The organism is Acinetobacter minutum, from assembly GCF_035916735.1.
In the GTDB taxonomy this organism is placed as follows: domain Bacteria; phylum Pseudomonadota; class Gammaproteobacteria; order Pseudomonadales; family Moraxellaceae; genus Acinetobacter.
Window position 1 is genome coordinate 17,579 of the sequence record NZ_JAQIHG010000025.1, and the last position, 19,411, is coordinate 36,989.

Sequence of the window (19,411 nt, forward strand, 5' to 3'; positions counted from 1 at the left end):
TTAGTGATATTTCATTAAGTTTATTACTAGCTGCTCAATATCATTTTTACGATGTAATTTTGCAAGCCATTCAGGCGGTATCTGCTGAATGCCATAGTATGCTCCAGCCAACTGGCCACAAATCGCAGCTGTTGTATCGGCATCATCGCCCAGGTTTGCGGCTGCCAATACCGCATCTTCAAAATTATCAGTATGCCAAAATGCCCATAAGGCAGCTTCCTAGAACAAATCCACTCCCCTTGACCTCATCTACCGTTTTATTGAAAAAATCACAGCTTACGACTGACGTTAGGTAAGATAATTCTAAAGCATCTTGAATCTCAAAAATTTGTTGTTTGTTCTTTCCTGCTAAAGCATTTAGAAGCACATGACAAAAATACTGACATGCTTGTATACACTCAGCTGAAGCATGTGTTGTCTGCGAGCTTAAGCCCGCATACTTCCACAATGCTGTTCACTTAAGCATTTGAAGCATGGCGGAGTTTAGTAGAGAATCCGGTGTCAGGTTTGGCATCGGATTTTTTTATGGTGTTTCAGCAGGATCTTCTCGACCTAAACGGTCTATTTAACTTCTCGGATCTGAGTACCTTTACTCTCAACATCCCCATTGAGTGGGTCGAATCCGCACTCAAGTTGAGCAGTTCGGCTACTATCCGCAGGCGGCGTTTGCCTGCAGATCAAGTCCTCTGGCTGGTTCTTGGGATGGCAATTTTTCGGGATGAGCCCATCCATGAAGTGGCAAGAAGACTGAATATTTGCGCCCAGGGACTGGCGTCTCTTGACCTGCTGGCGCGTAGTGGGGTGACTGAAGCCCGTAAACGTCTTGGTGCGGATCCTGTGGAGTGGCTATTTCGCCAGACAGGTCAACACTGGGGACACGAGCGTTATCCAGGTGATCAATGGCAGGGGCTTCAGGTTTTCGCTGTCGATGGTGCGTTGTTCAGAACCCAGGATACGACCGATCTTCGCGAGCACTTTGGCTCAGGCAATACTTCCACACAGCGCCAGACGCCATTTCCGATGCTATGGCTCGTCGCACTGATGAATGCGCGCTCGCATATACTGGTCGATGCGCAGATCAGTCCCTATCGCCGGGGCGAGATTCCTTTGGCTTCAAAGTTCCTCAGCCAGATTCCGGATAATTCGGTCACCTTGTTTGACAAGGTTTTTTGGAGTGCGGATTTATTGCTTTCACTCTCGATGCAAGGCCAAGCTCGTCACTGGCTGATTCCGGAGCGCAAGAATCTGAAAAGTGAAGTGATCGAGACTTATGCAGAAGGTGACGTACAGGTGCGTATGAAAGTGTCACCCCAGGCAAGAAAGAAAAACCCGACGCTCCCCGAATACTGGGAGGCCAGGCAAGTCAGTTATGCTGTGCGTGGCGGACGAATAAAGACGGTTCTGACCTCGCTGCCGGCCGATCAGTATGATGCAAAGGATATCGCCACGCTCTATCAAGAACGCTGGGAAATCGAGTTGGGCTTTCGGGATATCAAAAGCTCGATGCAGCATAATGCGATCACGCTTCGCAGCAAGACGGTAGAGCTGGTTTATCAGGAGTTGTGGGGACTGCTGCTGACCTACAATATTATCCGGCGAGAAGCGGCATTTGCAGCGGTGGCTTTTGAGCGTTCACCTTCGGAGATCCGTTTCAAGCCTGCATGCCAGTACATAGCCGTTCAGCTGATTGTGATGGCGAATGCCAACCCCTTGTCAGGGACTGGCAGGCGGCTATCGGAGCTTAGATCAGGGATGGGCAGCCTGTTTCTTGAAAGGCGTTCGAGGCCAACAACACCTCGAACGGTTAAGATGTCAAAAACCCGTTATCCGGTAAATCACAATGCTGCTCCTCTTAAGTGAACAGCATTGCGCATACTTCCATGCTTGTAGCGGATTGTTTCGGTAATAAATTGCGATGGGTGCCAAACGCATCAATGAACCATTGCCGGAATAACGTGATTCGGCACGACCACTATAGGGGTTCCCGGTTTTGCGATAACGAAACAAGGCATTGATCATGGTTTTACCAAGACCAAATGCATGGTCTTTACTTGAATAATAGCCTTCATCCATCCACTGGAGATAACGCTGCATTTGGTCGTCAGCATCAAAGCCTTTGCATAGCAGCAAACTTTCCGCCAGACATAATGCCATTGACAATCTGTCCACATACCTGCTTTTAGCTGAAATTTACCACCACCCACCATATCCGTGAGTGGCTTAAATCGGCCTCTTGCTAGAAACTCGACAGATGCTCCTACCGCGTCCCCGCAGGCCAGACCGAGTAAACACCCCAGTACTTTATTTTCGAGCTCATTCAAATTATTGCTTCTGATGTGGTTAGAGTTCTAAAAGAATCTGGATTTTAAAATCTGAAACGGTAGTGACATATCTTTCATCTTCTTGTTCAGTATCTATATCCACATCCAGATAGTTAATCGGCAAATTCACCTGTTGCTGAAATTCCTCTAGTTTTTGATTAATAAAGGCTTTAATCTCATCTTCATAGGTTTTCTTAATTGCAACGACTTCGTTAATATTTTGTTGTAGTGTATTGGCCATGTCATTCTCCTGATGCATTGAATTGGTCACCTGTTCGTTTAACTCCGCAACACTATTCTGTATTGCTTCGCTGTGTTCTGATGCAAAGATTAGTTCTCCCAGTGAATAATCATCATTCGGATAGATGACCCGTCGAATTGGATAATCTTTACGGTCTTGATCACGAAGGACATAACGTCTCTTGTGTGTTGGGATCGCTTCATAAGCTTGGCGTAATGCCAGGTGTTTTTCTTCTGAGGGTTCCTGCTGGTAGTCTTTCCACGCTGCTCTGCAAAGCTTAGAACTATCAGGCAGACCATTCAGTTGCTTTAAGATATCTCGCACTTCAGCAATCAGGTCTTCGTTACTCTTATAGGTTTGATAGTGGTATCCCGGAGATATTTCACCTAGGCCATGAATCGAAATCTCTAGACTGTCGGATTGTGGTAATTCAACAGTGACCCATCCCTGTTCCACTTTTTGCAGGAATTCTTCAAAACTGATGATGCCCCAACAGTCAATATCGCCATCTTCATAAATCGTCAAATCAGTTAAGAAGTAGCTGCCGTTGCAAATAAATGCTTGAAGCGTTTCGCGTTTTAGGTTTTCTTTCGGTTTGATGCTCTTTTCAATTACTTTTATGACCGCCATGAAGAATGCCTGTAGTTATTTTAATGGTCAGTATAAATATCATCTGTTCCATCAACAAGGCTTGTGCGACATTATTTGTCGCACTATGATGTAAATGGATTGATAATATTAGAATTTATCGTTACATTTAAATGGCTTTATCATCGATAAGAATTAAATCAAAAAGGAGCTGTTGAATGCCACTATTGCTTGAACACATTGATGCGATTGCACGCAAAAAAGGGCGAGATGTGCTGTTGGTTGTTTTTGATTCAACAAGTGATGATATATTTGACTATAAAACATTGCCTGCAAGAAAAGATTTAATTGCCTGGCTAAAAGCAAATAACATCGAATTTCGTGAATGTGCTGATATTGCAAGAGAAGATGGATTCGACTCTTATCGCGGACAGTTATATTTAGATGTTTGTTACGATGAAAATGATCCCTTGTATATCAAGTTAAGAGATCATTTAGAAAACCCGGATGGTAGCTCACGCATACCCGATGTCATGTTCTGCTGTCTGCCCTTACAAATAGCCATGCAAAATAAACATCATGATGAACCGGGTTTCTGGGATAAATGGATTGAAAATTTCTAGTGTTCAAAACCATAAGGTCTTATAAAGCATACTGAAATGTAGTGCCCATGGTTATCTCCCCGTTCTTTTAATGGCTTTGTCGTAGGTAGACCACAAGGACAATACCCAATGATTCTATTTTATGAGGCTAAAACGGCTGCAGGCGAGCCATATATTGGACAGTTTATTTTTCATCTTATAGATAACGTTGAAGAGCAGATTAAGGCATTGCTACCAGCCGACACCTCACTGATGGCGGAACATTCTGGTGAGAACAGCTATGTGTTGGAAACTGCAGTAAACAACTGGTCAGGCTATGGCCTGTATTACCCAAACATCAATGAACTGGATCTTAAGAAACTCCAGGTACAATGTCCGAAGATCATCTTGCTAAAACCGGATGAACCGTCTGCCGAGATATTTTCCAAGTTCGGACGTGTTGTTTTTAATGCCGATGAATACCAGCAAGAAGTTTCGAAATTGGTTTATTTTGCAACTTTTTTTTGTGAGTAAAGTGTGGATGAAAGTCTGCTTTAAAAAGCTTTAAGATGGCATTGCAATAAAATGCACTTTTCACACATGTGACAAGTTTATTAAAAATCTGAAACACGATTGATGACAAATCAGAATGCACTTCCCCCAATGATGTTTTGAAACCCGCTATAAATTGTAAGAAAGAGAGAAAAATGAATATTAATCAGTCATCAGAAAATTTAAATAATACCGATTTTTTAAACCAGTTTTTTTCTTCATTCGGGATCACTGAAAAAAATTCCTCTTCGTATATCATTCCTGGATTTTCGGGATCAGAACCATCCGATAGCAGCCAACGAGCAACGAGGATGAATCTCTTTGCAGCCCTTTTTGGTTTAGCACACCCATTTAGGCAGATTATCCTGCAGCTTTCGGAACAGAAAGCTGAAAATCTGAATAAAACAGATAAATTCTTCTTTTGGGTCAAGAAACCAGACCACGTATCAGATACGGATTTTGAGCATTGTATTGAAAAGATTTGTGATCATTTTCATGTTCAATCAAAGTGTTTGATTAAGTTGTCTGATCAGCAAACGGACGTTCATATTTCTACTGATGGCATGATCAAAAAAGTTAATCTTGATGTAGCACACCTTGCAGAATACCTTATGTTTAATTTCTGGCCATTGTTTGAAGATAAACCCCAGCAGGACCTAGAAATACATCTGGCTACTCAAGAGGACGCCATAAGTGAACCACAAACCATCTTTGGCAAATGGGCGCGCCAACTCAAAGCTGACCAGATATTGGAAGAGCTCAATCTGTCAGGACATGAAAGGAAAGCTAAACGACACTGAATGTCGTTTAGCAGTAAAGACGGATATATTCATCGTTACTCATCAATTAATATATCTGAAGAAAATACAATTAAATAAACAAAGGACAGCGATATTTCTACATTAGAAAAAGCGATTTTTTTCGCAACTGAACAACATCTTGGTCAGCTGGATAAAGCTGGACAGGCCTACATTCTTCATCCATTACGCATCATGCAGAAAGTAAAAGATCCGGATGCGAAAATCGTAGCCGTACTGCATGATATTTTGGAAGATACAGCTACTTCTGCTGATGACCTGCTTTCTCTTGGTTTTAGTCCCGACATTGTGAATGCGGTTCTGGCTGTCACTAAAAAAAACGGTGAAAACCGATTTCAAGCGGTACAGCGTACTGTAAAAAATGCCCTTGCCTGTGAAGTCAAACTGGCTGATTTAAGTGACAATATGGACTTATCTCGATTGCCCGGCATTTCAGCCAAAGACCTTACTCGATTCAGTCAATATTTAAAAATTAAAGACATCTTGCTCAACGCACGAAATTTCCATGCACATCTCGCCTGGTTGAACATCGACCCGGATTACCCTGTATTTCATTACCAAAGTTTGCGTAGAAATTTTCAGTATTTGCTTAATGCAATGTTTGACGATCAACACGAGATTGGGGGTATCAATATCGGTATTCCTCAGGAATGGTGGGTTTTGTTTGAAGATGCCAGTGCTTATTTCGCTTACTGTAAACGTAAAGGTTTTACACCTTTAGAAAGTGTCTACTTGCGTTTAATCAATACAACCGATCTGGATCATTTCGGTTATGTGTTTCAAGATGATGCCAGTCAAGCATTATTGCGGGATATGTTTAAAATCTGTATGCAGTTTCATTTTACAAAAGGATAGGCATGATTATTAAAGAAGATCTGTATATCGATGGCTTGCACTATATTCTTCAATTTAACCACTACAATTTTTCCTTTTACCTGGACCGTCCTGCCCGCACCCGATTAAACATCAATTTCCGGAAACATCCTGAAATGGCATTATTCCGGGATGATCCCATTTATGAGGATCTAAATCTTAAACTGCCCGCATTCAGGATTTTTAATAGGGTGAGCAAGCGTATCGAGCAGATCATCTATAAATACAAGATTCAATACTGGACGTTTAGTGCCACTTCAATGAAAAAGGCGGATGTCTATGAAAAGTTGTTACAACGCTGGATGACACATACTTCTATGCCATTCAGATACGATCGTTTAGGCAAGGATTTCTATGTGTATTTAGAGAATAATTTCTGATCTTTCAGTCTGATCATGCACTCGCTTTTTACTAAAGTTAAATTTAGCTTCTGACCTGCCATGAGAACAAGATAGTCTTGTCCAGATGCATCTTTCACCTGTCATTTCCGAGTAAAAACAACTCGATATTCACGCTCCAGTCTTATGAAATCCGATCAAAGAATCAGTCTCTTGATGGATGTTCTCATTCAATCATGGATTCATCGCTAGAAGTCGGATAGATACTTCCATCTTCTAAAATCAGGATCTTTTCAGGCATGCGTAATGCTGCTAGAAGGTCGTTAAATTGATTCTGTCTAGCGCGATCAAGATATCTTTTGCCCACTGAATAATCGACACAATACACATTGTTTTTGGCACCAAACCAGGCCAGTGTATCAATATTTTTAAAAATTGATTTCTCCCCATTGGTCTTTATCTTGCGCCAGTAATGTCCAATAATGACAGGAGTATCATCCCGATACTCGTCCCACCAGGCATGCCGATCAACCATTCTCCATTTACCTCCAGCATAGAAAGGCTGTTCCGCTAGAGTTTCAGCACCAGAAGTAAGCACCTTAACCGGATTGTTCATCTGTTCTAAAACATCTTTTCGGCCCAAATTCAGTAAAAAAGGTATTCTTGCTTGCGGATCTTTGAGTTGACCCTGATATTCAGTCAATTCCTGTTGAGCATGAGCCGCTATGCCTGATTGCTGCATGTAGTTTCGGGCTTCCTGCTCAAAATATGCATAAACATCAGGAATCGAATCACATGAACATGCTTTCAAAGCATCGATAGATGATCGATTCCAACAAGCATGCACAACACGTAATTGATCTGATTCAAGTACCAAGGGTAAAGTATTTAAAAACTCTAGAATCCATTCCCGATCATCTTGAGTCGCAGGTCTTGAGTTAAAACTTTTTTGATCATCATCATGGGGTGAACCAAAAAACCAGCCATTGCCCTCTCGTTTAGAGTTAATCAATAGATTCAATTCATGATTGCCCAGAATACACTGAGCATTACCTTGATCAATAAGATGCTTCACCAAGGCAAAGACAGCGATACTATCCACTCCCCGGTCACACAGATCACCAATAAACACAAGCTTTCTATTGTCCGGATGATGGCCATTTGCATCATAGCCTAGCTGGGCGAGTAAAGACCGTAAGGCATCAATTTCCCCATGAACATCACCAATGATATCCAGAGGCTGATCAAATAATTTTTGAATCAGTTTATTTTTAATTTTTGAGTTCAATTTAGTATCCAAACATTCTCATAATTTCTTTGTCATCACTGGGTGCATTTTTGGGGTTTGACAGCCAGAGATCAATAAACTGTTGCACAGTTAATTGATAGACTTTCATTAATTCAAGTAACAGGCTAACCCGCATGGCCGGACCTTCGGAATTGCGTTCAAACTGCAGAACTGGATCAAGTTGTTCCATGGCTTTCCACAATGCATCGTCCTGAACTTTGGACTCGGGTGGATAATGGTATTGTTGGCAGGCTTTTATAATCTTTTTTTGATCGGTGATTGGTAAGGACTGAACGTTGGGATCCTGTTTCAGCCAGTTTTCCATTTCAGCTTTGGGCATATAGGCTATGCCACTATGATAGACCAGTTCAAAAACTTTCAATTTTTTCTTCATTTTTATACTCCTATAATTTTTAAATGATTGAAATAATTAGTAATTTACATATTTTTTCGAAAACAAATGAATATTCCTCATAATCTGTGCAAAGAACATGAAATCAATCAGATGGTGATGCTATTTATTCCGCTAGATAAAGATAGAAATGACTGTAGGATTACGAATCGATTTTCAGCTCTGTATTGTTGGGCTGCTCTAAATCAAATGGAATCACCCATAATCTCGCCTGTGTTTCGACTCTAAATTCAAATAAATCCAATGGCTTATCAAAGTTTTTATGTTTCGGATAAATTAAAACAACATCACTAGAATGGTTAAGATAAAAATGGCTATAGGCGAACATCTGCTGAATATCCCCATCCTTTAAACCATAGCGATAATCCTGCTGATTGAGCAATTTCCACTTGGTATCCATAACAATACCTTGGTCTGTGCTTTTATGTTTTAGATAAATATCGGGTTTTAGCTTAAAAATATCTCGGTTTTTATGGGTGCAAATGTGTTCTGAAGCGTGTTGTGTCTTTACCTGATAGTCCGGCAGGGCTTTCTTAAGATGATGTGCGACATAATATTCAAATAACTTTTCCATAGGAAAAAGTAGGCTCATACCCCGCCACGATCCATGTGTCGAAACAGGCATATATTCGCTGAGAATCAGTTCACACCAAGGTTTAATATCCTCGTAAAGAGCCAAAAGACGACCTGACTGCCACTGCTGAAAGTCATGTTTGATATTTTGGCTTTTGGGAATTTCATTGGTCATCAAACGTAACTCTTGTGCCAAACGCCAAGAGCTCGCCTGTCTGGTCTTTTTGCAGACAACGTCTAATGCTGTTTTAATGAGACGATTTTCAGCTCGGTTGACTTCGTAAACATCGTGTTCAATTGGGAAAATATGTTTTCTGCTTGGAGGCTGGCGCATATATTGAGCATGTTTAAGTTGTCCCCGCAAAAACTTTTGATCTTCCTCTACCCGCTGATAGTCAAAACGTAGTCCACGCTGCACGAGATACTGAAATTCTTTTAAAAATTGCTCTATGATCCACTCATGAATCGGCTGTTTAAATCGGCTTAGATTTGCCGCGCCAACTTCACGTGACGGTAGGTGTAAAGCAACTTCTAGCATATTTCTAAGGAGTTTACGTTCCTTTTCTTTCAATTGCTCTTCATCCTGAACTTCGCTTAAATCAATATGTTTTGGCAAGATTTCTAGGCGTGTACCGCAAGGTGTTTCGATAATTCCTACATATTGGTCAAGTTTAAGCTTTCTACGCCCAGCGATCTCAAATAGACGTGCTCCTTGCTGGGAAAAGGTAGAGGCTAACGTACATAATGCGTTAAAAGCACTTTCGGGAACATAAGCATGATCGATTGAGGATTGTGGACAACCCTCATACGCGGCACTGATAAATGCATATTCCCTTACTGTAAAATCAGCCATTACTTGTACTACCTGCCCCTAGAATTGCACGGTAAGTCTCAATGTTATTGAATACTTTCGGATTTACACTCCAAATTTTCTTTTGTTCTAGATAACTGAGCTCTTCTTCACTGCTGCTTGGAAAAAGTCCATTTTGAATGGATTTACTTTGCAACATTCCATTATTGAAAAGAACAAGGTTGATTTTGGCCCAGTCATCAAAGAAGTATTCTTGTAATTGAGGAATAATTTTTTGACTGAAGATTTGAGCTAAATCTTCAACTGTAGATTCACTATTTAATGTCATAAAGTTTGCATGACCAATACAATGATCTCGATCTAACAATATCTCAATACGTTGATTCATCACTTTCAATAGTTCACCAATGTTAAGTCCATCAATTTCTATATCACTTAACAACTCATGGTTTGGGGGCATTTCAACAAAGGTAAAACGACGGCGCAAAGCAACATCTAAACCTGTAAGCGAACGGTCAGATGAGTTCATCGTTCCAATAAGATAGACATTTTTAGGTACAGAAAATTCTTCTTTTGAATATGGTAAAGTAACTGATAGCGCTTCATCTGCACCTGCACGTTTTGAATCTTCAATTAAGGTAATCAGCTCACCAAAGATACGCGAAATGTTGCCACGGTTGATTTCATCCACAATCAACACATATTTATTTTCTAAGTTACTAGAATGCTTAGCTTCTGGCTGTAACAAAGCAGATAGTTTCGACTTATCAATAGCATTTTCTAAATTATAAACCGTTGATTGAGAAAAAATTTTCTTAAAGTAATCCTCATTTCTCAAACTTGGTGAAAAAGTCTTCAGCCAATTGACCTTTCTAAGCTGATGATAACCAAACTCTTGATTTTCATCGTATTCATATTGTCCAGTAACTTCTGCAATTGCCCTAAATTTTAAATTACCATCAGTAATAACTACTAAATCCCCATTCTGGATTTTATTTTTGAAAGTATTTACATAACCAGCCGCTGTATCTTCACTATCTTTAGGATAATTAACTTCAGCCAATTTATTCTTAATGTCCTTTATATTTTCACACTCACTAAAATTAATTGCATCTCCCCAGCCAAGAAGAAGGACATTGTTGTCTAAACAAGAGCGGTACAAATCATCTTCAATACCCGCTCTACCCAAAGACATCTTCCAGATTCTTTTATTTGATAGATCAATTTCATCTTCAATATTGGACTGGACATTTCCTTTAGCCAACTCAATGATTTCTTTAAATACTCCTGGTTTAATAGGATATTTTAATTTGCCTTGTTCATCAGTTTCTGCCCGAATCCCTTCAACGAAGTCTTCATAGCTAAAGCTTTGATGGAAAGTCACAAATTTGATTTGTCCTTGATCTTTATATTCATCAAAACGTTGTTTTAGCGCCGTGCGATCTTCATCCTCTAATGATTCAAGGGTTTTATTTTCAATAATGGATAGTGCATGATTGATGGTATGAAATGTCTTACCTGTACCAGCAGCACCAAAGAGGATACGGTTTAAAGGTTGTTGATTCATTACTTCATCCACTGCTTCTTCAGTTTGCTGTTTCTTTTGTTTGTTATCCAGATAGCCTTTTCTTACCATCGCAAAGAGCTTTTCTACATAAGGGAAAAATTGCTGTTCTCCCTTGTCAGCCAGTAAAAGAGGTAAAAACTCTGGAAGCGGTAATTTAGGGTATAAATGATCATAGCCAATACGTTTTGTGTTTACCCGACTCACAATTGGAATGATAAAAGGATTATTAAAATCTTGATATAAAAATGCAATCATCCATTTCAGTCCTTTAGTAAACTGAATTTGGTCAATTGCTTTTAAATCACGGCGCTGAGAGGCATCTACGATATCGAGTATTTCTTGCTTGAGTTTATCAAATGCCTGTTCTTCGGTATCTCCGAGTCGTTTGTTCCAGGAGTAGGGCTTTTGGTTATGATATTTATCATTATCCCCTAGGCCTATAGGTTCCCAAATATCAAAATAACAAGCAAAAGTAGGATCGCCTTGTGTTGGATCAAAACTATCAATTTGCGTAATAAAACATTCTTTATTTTTCGCTTGATGATAATTCTCAAGTGTAAGGCCTTTTAAACGCTCGATTGGCCATAATGCTAAAAAATCATGAATTTTTTGCTCTAGTAACGTTATTGAATGAGTTAAATAGTCTCTAGGAAAATAACCATTACCATTTAATTTCAGCCCTTTACTATCAACGTATTCTTTCACTTTGTTTAGCCATGACTGAATTTCACCTAGATCATTTGTCTCCTTGAAAAACTCAAAATCAAAGCTCTTTTCATCATCATTAATAAATGCTTTAAACTTGATGTCTGATTTCCCTTCTAAAATTGGATCTAAGTTGAAATTAAATAAGTGCTCTTTTACTCTATCTTTTTTATCAATCACTGATTTTATACCGAATCCTATATATCCTTTTCCTCCATTCCCATCAGCGAAATAAATATCAATATTAGGGAATTTCTTTTTAATTTCTGTGATTACATTAGCGAACCACTCTAAACGTCTTTCGTCTAAAGTTTGCAGATATTTATTTATCTTTTCATGGTTAAATTGATCTTTGTAAATAAAGTTCATTCTATTCATCTCAATAATCTGTAGCTGGATTAAATATCATTCAGATAAATCTATAAATTATAGATTGATCCTTAGAACTCAAAATACTATGCCTGGTTGTATTGGCTCAGCTGAATCAGGTAAATATTCTAAATTAATCATTTTATCAGTCAGACTAATACTGCTGTCGAGACTATTTGGATGTTCCATATCGCTCATACCGTAGCGTACTAACTGACAAAACATATTCACTTTCATTTGCTGCTGAACGTTGCCGGCATAGCTATTTGTCAAAGACGGATTACCAACAACAATTGCCAAAGATTGCGCTCTTGAAATAGCGACATTAATTCGATTCTTATCGAACAAGAAATCCATACCGCGTGGAGATTCGCTCGCATTACTCGCACACATGCTAAAGAACACGATAGGAGCTTCCTGTCCCTGAAATTTATCTACACTACCTACTTTGACGTTATCTCCTAAAACATTTTTGAGCTTGTTAACCTGAAAGTTATAAGGCGCTACAAACAACATATCGTCTAAACAGATTGGCCGCTGATCACCGTTCTTATCGGTGAATTGGCGTCCTAACAGTTGATTGACAGCCTGCTTAATTACAACAACTTCTTCATCACTGGCTTGGGTATTACCCTCATGCTCGACCGGGATAAAAATAACACCAGCTTCTTTGTTTAGAGGTCCTTTATCTTCCAAAGGCACTATAACTATCTGTTTATCATTTTCAGGATGCGACAGTAATTTACTTTCATAAACCGCATCGCTAATAAACTGGTTAACTTCGGAATGCATCCGATAGGTTGTCCCTAAAAATACACCTTGTTTTTCCGAAATGGTTGGTGTCTCATGAAGTAAATAATCCAAAGTGGATAACCCGCTTTCAGCTGGATGCGTTCCCTGAGCCGGTTGACCAAGCTGCATCTGGTCGCCCATGAGAATAATATTTTTTGTGGACCGGCTCATACCAATTAAATTAGCGACTGAAACCTGACCTGCTTCATCAACAAAGAGATAATCGAACTGATTCTCCAAGTCGTCTCGAGAGAAACCCCAGGCAGTCGTACCGATTACACAGGGTTCTGACAGATGATTGACGATTTCGTTGTTCTTAAGAATTGAAACGCCAAGTTGAGTCAGCTCATCATCCGTATCCTTGGTACAGCCAAAGAATGCATGAATGTTACTTTCATGACAGTATTTAGCAGTTCCGATTAATAGATTATTAATTGCCTTATGAGAATTCGAACTGATCCCCACTTTTTTACCTTGTCTTAGCAATTCAGCAATCACATGCTTACCGGTATACGTCTTACCAGCGCCAGGGGGACCCTGGATCACTAGATATGAATTATTTAGATGGCTAATCGCAGAGATAATTTGTTTTAATCGCTCTTGTTCATCATGACCTGGTGCTATTGGTTGACCTGCTTCCCGACCATGAATACGAGGATACGCTCGTTTCATAAAATCGATGATTGCACAATCACCCAACTGGTTGGATTCAAATGCCTTCACTACGGCTTCAATAGCTTGAGGAATAGGATCTGGTCGAACATATTCATCTGGAATCAAGGTCAGAATCTGCGGTGGTTCTGCTTTGGCTTGAACGGTAATGATACCTTGACTGAAGTTACTAAACTCAGGCAACAGCGTTACCTTTAATTGTTGTCCTTCCTCATTTTCTGCACCTAACACATAGAAATCTTTAGTGTTTGAAAATTTGAACTCCTGATTAGGATCAAACTGATATTCATAGGCAAGGTTTCTAGCTCTACTTGTAGGTTTAAAAGGTTCTTTTTCTGACCGTTCACAACCGGCTAAACAATCAAGATCGTCAAGTAATTCAACTTCAGTGAGGCCTAAACGATCAAACAAGCGCCAAAATACAGGTTTGGATTCACGACGATGGAATTCTAAAGACCAGGCAAGATTTTCAATCAGAGAGGCATTTAAAGGATCGTTTTCCTTCATAGATGCTGCCTTTTCCAGCAAGCGATCTCTGAGCTTGATGCGTTCAGTAATCTCATCTTGTACTTCGGGTTCGACTATTTCAGTTTTACCCAAATATGCAATATTGTGTTCAGACTGACGTGCTCGCAGCCAAACCACCAGCTCCTGAGTGCTATTACAGTCATCAATATTGTAATCACGGATATCCTTTAGGATTTTTGAGGTTTGCCAAGTCTCGCCATCCGGGTTCTGGCGCCAGTTTTCATAAACTACGACAGAATCTCCTCCATTACCGACTTCGGTTTGCCGTTTGGCACGATATAAATGTTCGACATTCTTAATAGAGTATTTGGGCTCACCGATAATCAAACCGGTCTTCACAATCTTATATAGATCAATGAAGACTTCATTGCGTAATAGCTGATCAACCTCATATTCGCAAATGCCATATCTGCTCATCAATTTTTTGCAGGCGGCTATCTCGTAATTCGCGTAATGATAGATGTGCATGCTTGGATCTTTTTGCCATCGTGCATAGACCCACTCAATAAATGCTTTAAAAGCCTGTTTCTCCTCTTCCTCTGAGTGTGCCCAAAAATCTTTAAATTGTCGGTTACCTGACTCATCAAAATAGGTATTACCCCATAAATACTCTAGTCCACCATCAGCTAATGGAAACCCTTCAATATCAAAAAATACATCTGCATCAGAATGCGGTGGTAAGAGCGAGAGTCCTTGCTTTTGTCCCTCTTCAGGTACAAGTACTTTATAGTTAGGTTGTTCAAATCCTTCACTTGATTTTTGCAGCCTTGCTTGAAATTTAAGACGTTCAAATGCAGTCTGATTAAAATTTGGAATCCGCTCTAATTGACTCTCAGCCAAGCCCTGCATGGTATAAATACCGGCAGTATTCAGTTTTTTGATTTGAGATTTTGTGATAGTTGCTACTTGTGAAAGATGGTCTGCTTCTTTTAATAGTTGATTTGCATAACCTTCCCATGCTCCCCAAGATTTAGAATCTGCCGGATCGGGTCTTCTTGTTAAGTCAAATTGCTCATGTGTCTGCAAGAAAGCATTACGTATTGATTCATAGTAAAAATAAAAATCATCTGTTCTAAGCGATTTTGGCTCTTTATTGCCTAATACCACAACAAAATTTTCAGAACGTCTACCTTGTATAGACTCGATCATTTCCTGATAACAACAGAGTTGTACAGTAAAATAAGGTTTTATGGTTTTTGAAAGTTTGGTATCCCATATTTCATAATGGTAATCACCTAATAAACTTTGACCTGGTACCTTAATTAGGAAATCTGCAAAACCCATAAATGGTTTTTTAGTTAAACAGGCCTGAAAAATCACATCAGCACCCGATTTCATTGCTTCAATGGTGGCTGCTTCTTTATTACTCGCAGTGCTTAAGTCCTGTACATTCAAACCTTTTACAATGAATTCGGCCAGGACTTCAGACTCGTGTTCCCCACCTTTATCTTGCAGCAAAGCTAACATAGAGTCAGTTTCATCGCGTTCAGGAGCCTGATCAGGAGCTACACAGGCCAGATGTTCCATCCAGGATGCAAAAGGACTTTCCATGAAAAGGATTAAATCAGATGGCGAATATACAAAAGAATTGTCCTGATATTTCATACAGCAGCCCCTTAAAAAAATATCATTTGTGATGAATTGGTTTTTATTTAATGACCATTTATATATTTTTATAAATCACTGCTGAATTATAAAAATTGATTAATTTAATGTGGTGAATAATCTATATGAATCAATTTTATAAAAGAAGACTTATATAAAAAATTCTCGATTAATTTTTAGTAGGGTCATGATTTAATAAATCTCGGCAGACATGGCAAACCAGCCTGGGTAGCTATTTTGTGCGACTTGGCAAGCATGAAACTCGCTATAAGCGGATACAACTATGGTCCTGTGTGTGCCATCACCGTTAGCATAAGCAGCCAGTGTTACTCGATAAGTTCTCATCATTATTTTCCTCAAATTAAGTTATTTGTACCAATTGAAGTGAAAGAGCTTTAAAACAGGAATAAATAAATTCCATATCAAAATTTGAATCGTCTTAACTCTTTTGATAAAACTAGTATGCTTTTAACCAATGACAAAAAATGTCATTAGCAATTATTTTTTTGTTCTGTATTTTTAAAAGACTATTAAATGAAATTAGATGTCGCTGCATTACTACTCAAAATTCTTCCAACACAACCAGAAGCAGCTCTGACAGTGAACCAGCTTGCAGAAAGATGGCCCATTGAAGCGCCTTTACCCAATAAGCTGCGATCAATGTTTAGATATGTGAATGAGCTTAGTGCTGGTAAATGGGAATATGACGTTCTTCCACTGATTAATGTGTTGGATGAGCAGCCCAAAAGGTATTATTTGAATATTAATGCCGTAGCAAGCTGGTTTATGCGTGATGAAATTGCACTTAATCTTGTGTTGAGTAGAACTGTCATTGCAAAACCTCTTTCTCCTATTCGTCAATTAGCGATTGATGACCTCGGCAACATGTCCGCGCATGTGTTAAATCAGAAAAATCTGATGACACAACGTATCCGTGACACAATTCGGGTATTACCTGATGGTATTGGCAGGTGCTGGGCTAAAATTTCACCTGAAATACTTCAGACTGCAATTGATGCGATATGTAATAAAAGAAAGGTTGAATTTACCTATGTGAGTGCTAAAGGAAATCATTCTAAGCGATTAGTTAGTCCCCTTGCCCTGATCGTAAAAGATGGTACGGTTTATCTTCTAGCAACCACAGGGTTTGAATCGACACCACAACATTTTGCCTTACAACGAGTTTTGGCGATGCAAATGTCCCAACAGAGTGCTGTGCACACTTCTTTTGATCTTGACCAATATATTGAAGATACGCATCAATTGAGCCACCCAATCGGGCAATATCAGGAAAAAATCCGTTTAATTCTTCGTGTACATCCTGAGGCCTTGTTTCATTTCAAAGAAAGGCCTTTGGCAGAAAATCAAGTCATCTCAGATCCATTAACAGCAGAAGGTTGGTACCAAGTTGAAGTAAACATACCGGAAACGATTTTGCTCATACCCTGGTTATTAAGTATGGGAGGATGGATAAAAGTCGTTGAACCCTTACATATTCAGCAGGAAATTTATAAAAGAATTAAATCGATGATACTGCATTATCAGTAAAAATTTAAAAAGATCACTCTAATGACAAAAATTGTCATTAGAGTGATCTATATTTGACCGGTGAAAATATTCCACTAAAATTTGCTAAGGATATAAATAATGACCGATCATCTTCACTTATTTGATAATCTTTATCTAATAGAGATCAGACAATTTGTGGCTGAATATTCAATTACTAGTCACTTGCTTTGCGAAACAAAAACAGATCTTACAAGCATGTCTACCAATGATGTGAAGCAAGAGTTAGTAGGATCCATGCTTGGTGACGAGAATTGGCAATGGTTAATGCATGGTCCTAAATGTATTATAAATGGCAGATTAGGAACTGACGTTACATTTGATGTAGCTCTAGTAACATCTGTTCCAGAAGAACATAAAGTATTTATCTGGGATTTAGGATTTCCTCTTGTGCAACTTTAAATTCTAATGTTTTTATATGTATTAGCTCAAACTTGAGCTGACAAGTTACCCAGCTCTGATGTTAGAGTCTGTTGACATTTTCTTTATAAAAAATAGCCAGATAGTAGAATTCAATCACCAAACCAAATTGATTACTCGCTATTCCCTGTACAATCTTGAATGATCAATGCTATTTAATATTTATCTAAAATCAAATTTGAGAAATTTTAAACCAATCTTATAGCGTATTAGAATCGAGAGGCCTTGAAAAGATTTCCCAACGGATTTTGGAAACTCAAACTCAATTTCAAAAAATATAATAGCTGGTCAATAAAAGATAAACTGATGAAAATATTTTCAAACGAGACTGATCTTGAGTGAATCTTCAAATACTTTTTGTCGTTTGTAGCAATTCCGAAGAATTGCTACACGGTTTGATAAGTTAAAGAGAATTTTCAAAGAGTAGTTGCTTTAGCCTGTATATATATTCCGTTGCCCTTATGATGTGTAAATAGTCACTAATCTGATTATCTTAATCTAGCGTAAGACCCCCACCGACAGTCAGGTGGGGATATAAGCGAGTGGCGTAAGCCATGAAAAAATCTAATGTTTTTATTGGTTTTTATCGCTTATTTTTGATAAAATTCAAACATATTAATTCCTTTGTAAACAATGATTTAGTGAAGATTTCACAACACTACAAATTTAGGCTTTTGCCTAATCAAGAACAGGAAATATGGCTTAACCAAGCAATAGGTTCTGCTCGTTTTGTGTGGAATCAAATTCTCGCCAAATCATTTGAAATGTTCGCTAAAGATGAATTTATCCGCTACGAAACGATTGAAAAAAACTTAGTACCCCTCAAAAAAACACCTGAGTTTTCTTTTCTTGGTGATACATATTCAGCTTGTTTACAACAAAAAATCCGTGATCTTGCTACCGCATGGGATAAATTCTACAACCCAAAAGAACAAGCCAAGTTAAAGCAGAAGCCATTCAAAGCCAAGAAACCAAGATTTTTTAAATTACCTGATGGTGGTGAGGTTCAGCTTAGACCACTCATGCCACGTTTTAAAAAGAAAGCTGATGGTGAGCAATCTTTTAGACTTCCGTTTCAAGATTGTGAAGTTGTCGGTGATCGCGTTTCTTTGCCTAAAAAAACAGGTTGGATAAAGTTTAAAAAATCACAGGAAATTGTTGGCAAAATCACAAGCGTAACGATTAAAAAAATTTGTGGGCTTTGGTATGTTTCATTTTGCACCAACAGGACTATTGAACAGCCAATCCACTCATCTAAATCAGCCATTGGCGTTGATTTAGGCGTTAAAAAGTTAATTACAACGTCTAGTGGTCAGGTATTTGACCCGATCAATAGTTTCAAGGCCAATCAAGTAAAGTTGGCTAGGCTTCAACGCAAGTTGAGAAAGAAAACCAAGTTTAGTCAAAATTGGAAAAAACTAAACTTAAAGATCAATAAATTACACCATCGTATTGCCAATATTCGGCATGACTACTTGCACAAAGTCAGTACAACTCTCAGCAAAAACCACGCAATGATCGTAGTTGAGGACTTAAAAGTAGCCAATATGTCGAAGTCAGCAAAAGGTACAATCGAGAACAATGGAAAGAATGTAAAAGCCAAGTCGGGACTGAATAAATCAATCCTGGATGGTAATCCCCCCGAAAAATAAAAGGATGTAAAAGTAGAATTTTCTCTTAAGATACAAGCAGGAGATTCTGCATGAAAACATCGAAATTTACTGACAGTCAGATCATGTCCATCTTGAAGCAGGCGGAATCTGGCACACCTGTAGCCGCCCTTTGTCGTGA

14 protein-coding genes and 4 pseudogenes are annotated in these 19,411 nt (G+C 38.9%); 9 read left to right on the forward strand and 9 right to left on the reverse strand.

The window, feature by feature from the left end:
* Positions 1-207 (reverse strand): annotated as a pseudogene (locus PAE54_RS09980) (ADP-ribosylglycohydrolase family protein); the annotation flags it as partial.
* 318 nt (positions 208-525) lie between these two features.
* Between PAE54_RS09980 and PAE54_RS09985 the strand changes: the two are divergent.
* Positions 526-1,860, forward strand: a complete 1,335-nt coding sequence (locus PAE54_RS09985; protein ID WP_326519339.1) for an IS4 family transposase — start codon at positions 526-528, stop codon at positions 1,858-1,860.
* Here PAE54_RS09985 and PAE54_RS09990 read toward each other — a convergent pair.
* Positions 1,813-2,321: pseudogene (locus tag PAE54_RS09990) on the reverse strand (ADP-ribosylglycohydrolase family protein). The gene PAE54_RS09985 and the pseudogene PAE54_RS09990 overlap by 48 nt on opposite strands.
* A 19-nt stretch (positions 2,322-2,340) precedes the next feature.
* A complete protein-coding gene (locus PAE54_RS09995) occupies positions 2,341-3,192 on the reverse strand; it encodes a DUF7638 domain-containing protein (protein WP_326519326.1) in 852 nt (283 codons plus the stop codon).
* A 176-nt stretch (positions 3,193-3,368) separates the two neighbouring features.
* Between PAE54_RS09995 and PAE54_RS10000 the strand changes: the two genes are divergently transcribed.
* The 5 genes and pseudogenes from PAE54_RS10000 to PAE54_RS10020 all read left to right on the forward strand — a co-directional run bounded on the left by PAE54_RS10000 (position 3,369) and on the right by PAE54_RS10020 (position 6,354).
* Positions 3,369-3,773, forward strand: coding sequence for a hypothetical protein (locus PAE54_RS10000; RefSeq protein ID WP_326519327.1), 405 nt, complete (start codon positions 3,369-3,371; stop codon positions 3,771-3,773).
* A gap of 108 nt (positions 3,774-3,881) precedes the next feature.
* Complete coding sequence (locus PAE54_RS10005) at positions 3,882-4,265, forward strand: hypothetical protein (RefSeq protein WP_326519328.1); 384 nt, start codon at positions 3,882-3,884, stop codon at positions 4,263-4,265.
* A 173-nt stretch (positions 4,266-4,438) separates the two neighbouring features.
* A complete protein-coding gene (locus tag PAE54_RS10010; protein ID WP_326519329.1) occupies positions 4,439-5,083 on the forward strand; it encodes a hypothetical protein in 645 nt (214 codons plus the stop codon).
* Between the two features lie 93 nt (positions 5,084-5,176).
* Positions 5,177-5,590, forward strand: a pseudogene (locus PAE54_RS10015) (guanosine-3',5'-bis(diphosphate) 3'-pyrophosphohydrolase); the annotation flags it as partial.
* A gap of 368 nt (positions 5,591-5,958) precedes the next feature.
* Positions 5,959-6,354 (forward strand): hypothetical protein, encoded by a 396-nt coding sequence (locus PAE54_RS10020; protein WP_326519330.1) that lies wholly within the window; start codon positions 5,959-5,961, stop codon positions 6,352-6,354.
* A 184-nt stretch (positions 6,355-6,538) separates the two neighbouring features.
* Here PAE54_RS10020 and PAE54_RS10025 read toward each other — a convergent pair whose 3' ends face one another.
* From PAE54_RS10025 to PAE54_RS10050, 6 genes are all read right to left on the reverse strand, one after another.
* A complete protein-coding gene (locus PAE54_RS10025) occupies positions 6,539-7,588 on the reverse strand; it encodes a metallophosphoesterase (RefSeq protein WP_326519340.1) in 1,050 nt (349 codons plus the stop codon).
* 13 nt (positions 7,589-7,601) lie between these two features.
* Positions 7,602-7,994, reverse strand: coding sequence for a hypothetical protein (locus tag PAE54_RS10030; RefSeq protein ID WP_326519331.1), 393 nt, complete (start codon positions 7,992-7,994; stop codon positions 7,602-7,604).
* A gap of 160 nt (positions 7,995-8,154) precedes the next feature.
* Positions 8,155-9,438, reverse strand: coding sequence for an McrC family protein (locus tag PAE54_RS10035; RefSeq protein WP_326519332.1), 1,284 nt, complete (start codon positions 9,436-9,438; stop codon positions 8,155-8,157).
* The gene (locus PAE54_RS10040) at positions 9,431-12,037 is read right to left on the reverse strand and encodes a DUF8426 domain-containing protein (protein ID WP_326519333.1); all 2,607 of its coding nucleotides are present in this window, start codon (positions 12,035-12,037) and stop codon (positions 9,431-9,433) included. The genes PAE54_RS10035 and PAE54_RS10040 overlap by 8 nt, the downstream gene beginning before the upstream one ends.
* A 78-nt stretch (positions 12,038-12,115) precedes the next feature.
* Positions 12,116-15,634, reverse strand: a complete 3,519-nt coding sequence (locus PAE54_RS10045) for a TM0106 family RecB-like putative nuclease (protein ID WP_326519334.1) — start codon at positions 15,632-15,634, stop codon at positions 12,116-12,118.
* Between the two features lie 192 nt (positions 15,635-15,826).
* Positions 15,827-15,982 carry a hypothetical protein gene (locus tag PAE54_RS10050; RefSeq protein ID WP_326519335.1) on the reverse strand — a complete coding sequence of 52 codons (156 nt, stop codon included), beginning with the start codon at positions 15,980-15,982 and terminating at the stop codon, positions 15,827-15,829.
* A 186-nt stretch (positions 15,983-16,168) separates the two neighbouring features.
* On the opposite strand from PAE54_RS10050, the gene PAE54_RS10055 reads away from it, so the two are divergent.
* The 3 genes and pseudogenes from PAE54_RS10055 to PAE54_RS10065 all read left to right on the forward strand — a co-directional run.
* The gene (locus PAE54_RS10055) at positions 16,169-17,182 is read left to right on the forward strand and encodes a WYL domain-containing protein (RefSeq protein WP_326519336.1); all 1,014 of its coding nucleotides are present in this window, start codon (positions 16,169-16,171) and stop codon (positions 17,180-17,182) included.
* Between the two features lie 99 nt (positions 17,183-17,281).
* Positions 17,282-17,602 carry a hypothetical protein gene (locus tag PAE54_RS10060; protein ID WP_326519337.1) on the forward strand — a complete coding sequence of 107 codons (321 nt, stop codon included), beginning with the start codon at positions 17,282-17,284 and terminating at the stop codon, positions 17,600-17,602.
* 659 nt (positions 17,603-18,261) lie between these two features.
* Positions 18,262-19,251, forward strand: a pseudogene (locus PAE54_RS10065) (RNA-guided endonuclease InsQ/TnpB family protein); the annotation flags it as partial.
* Positions 19,252-19,411 lie beyond the last annotated feature (160 nt).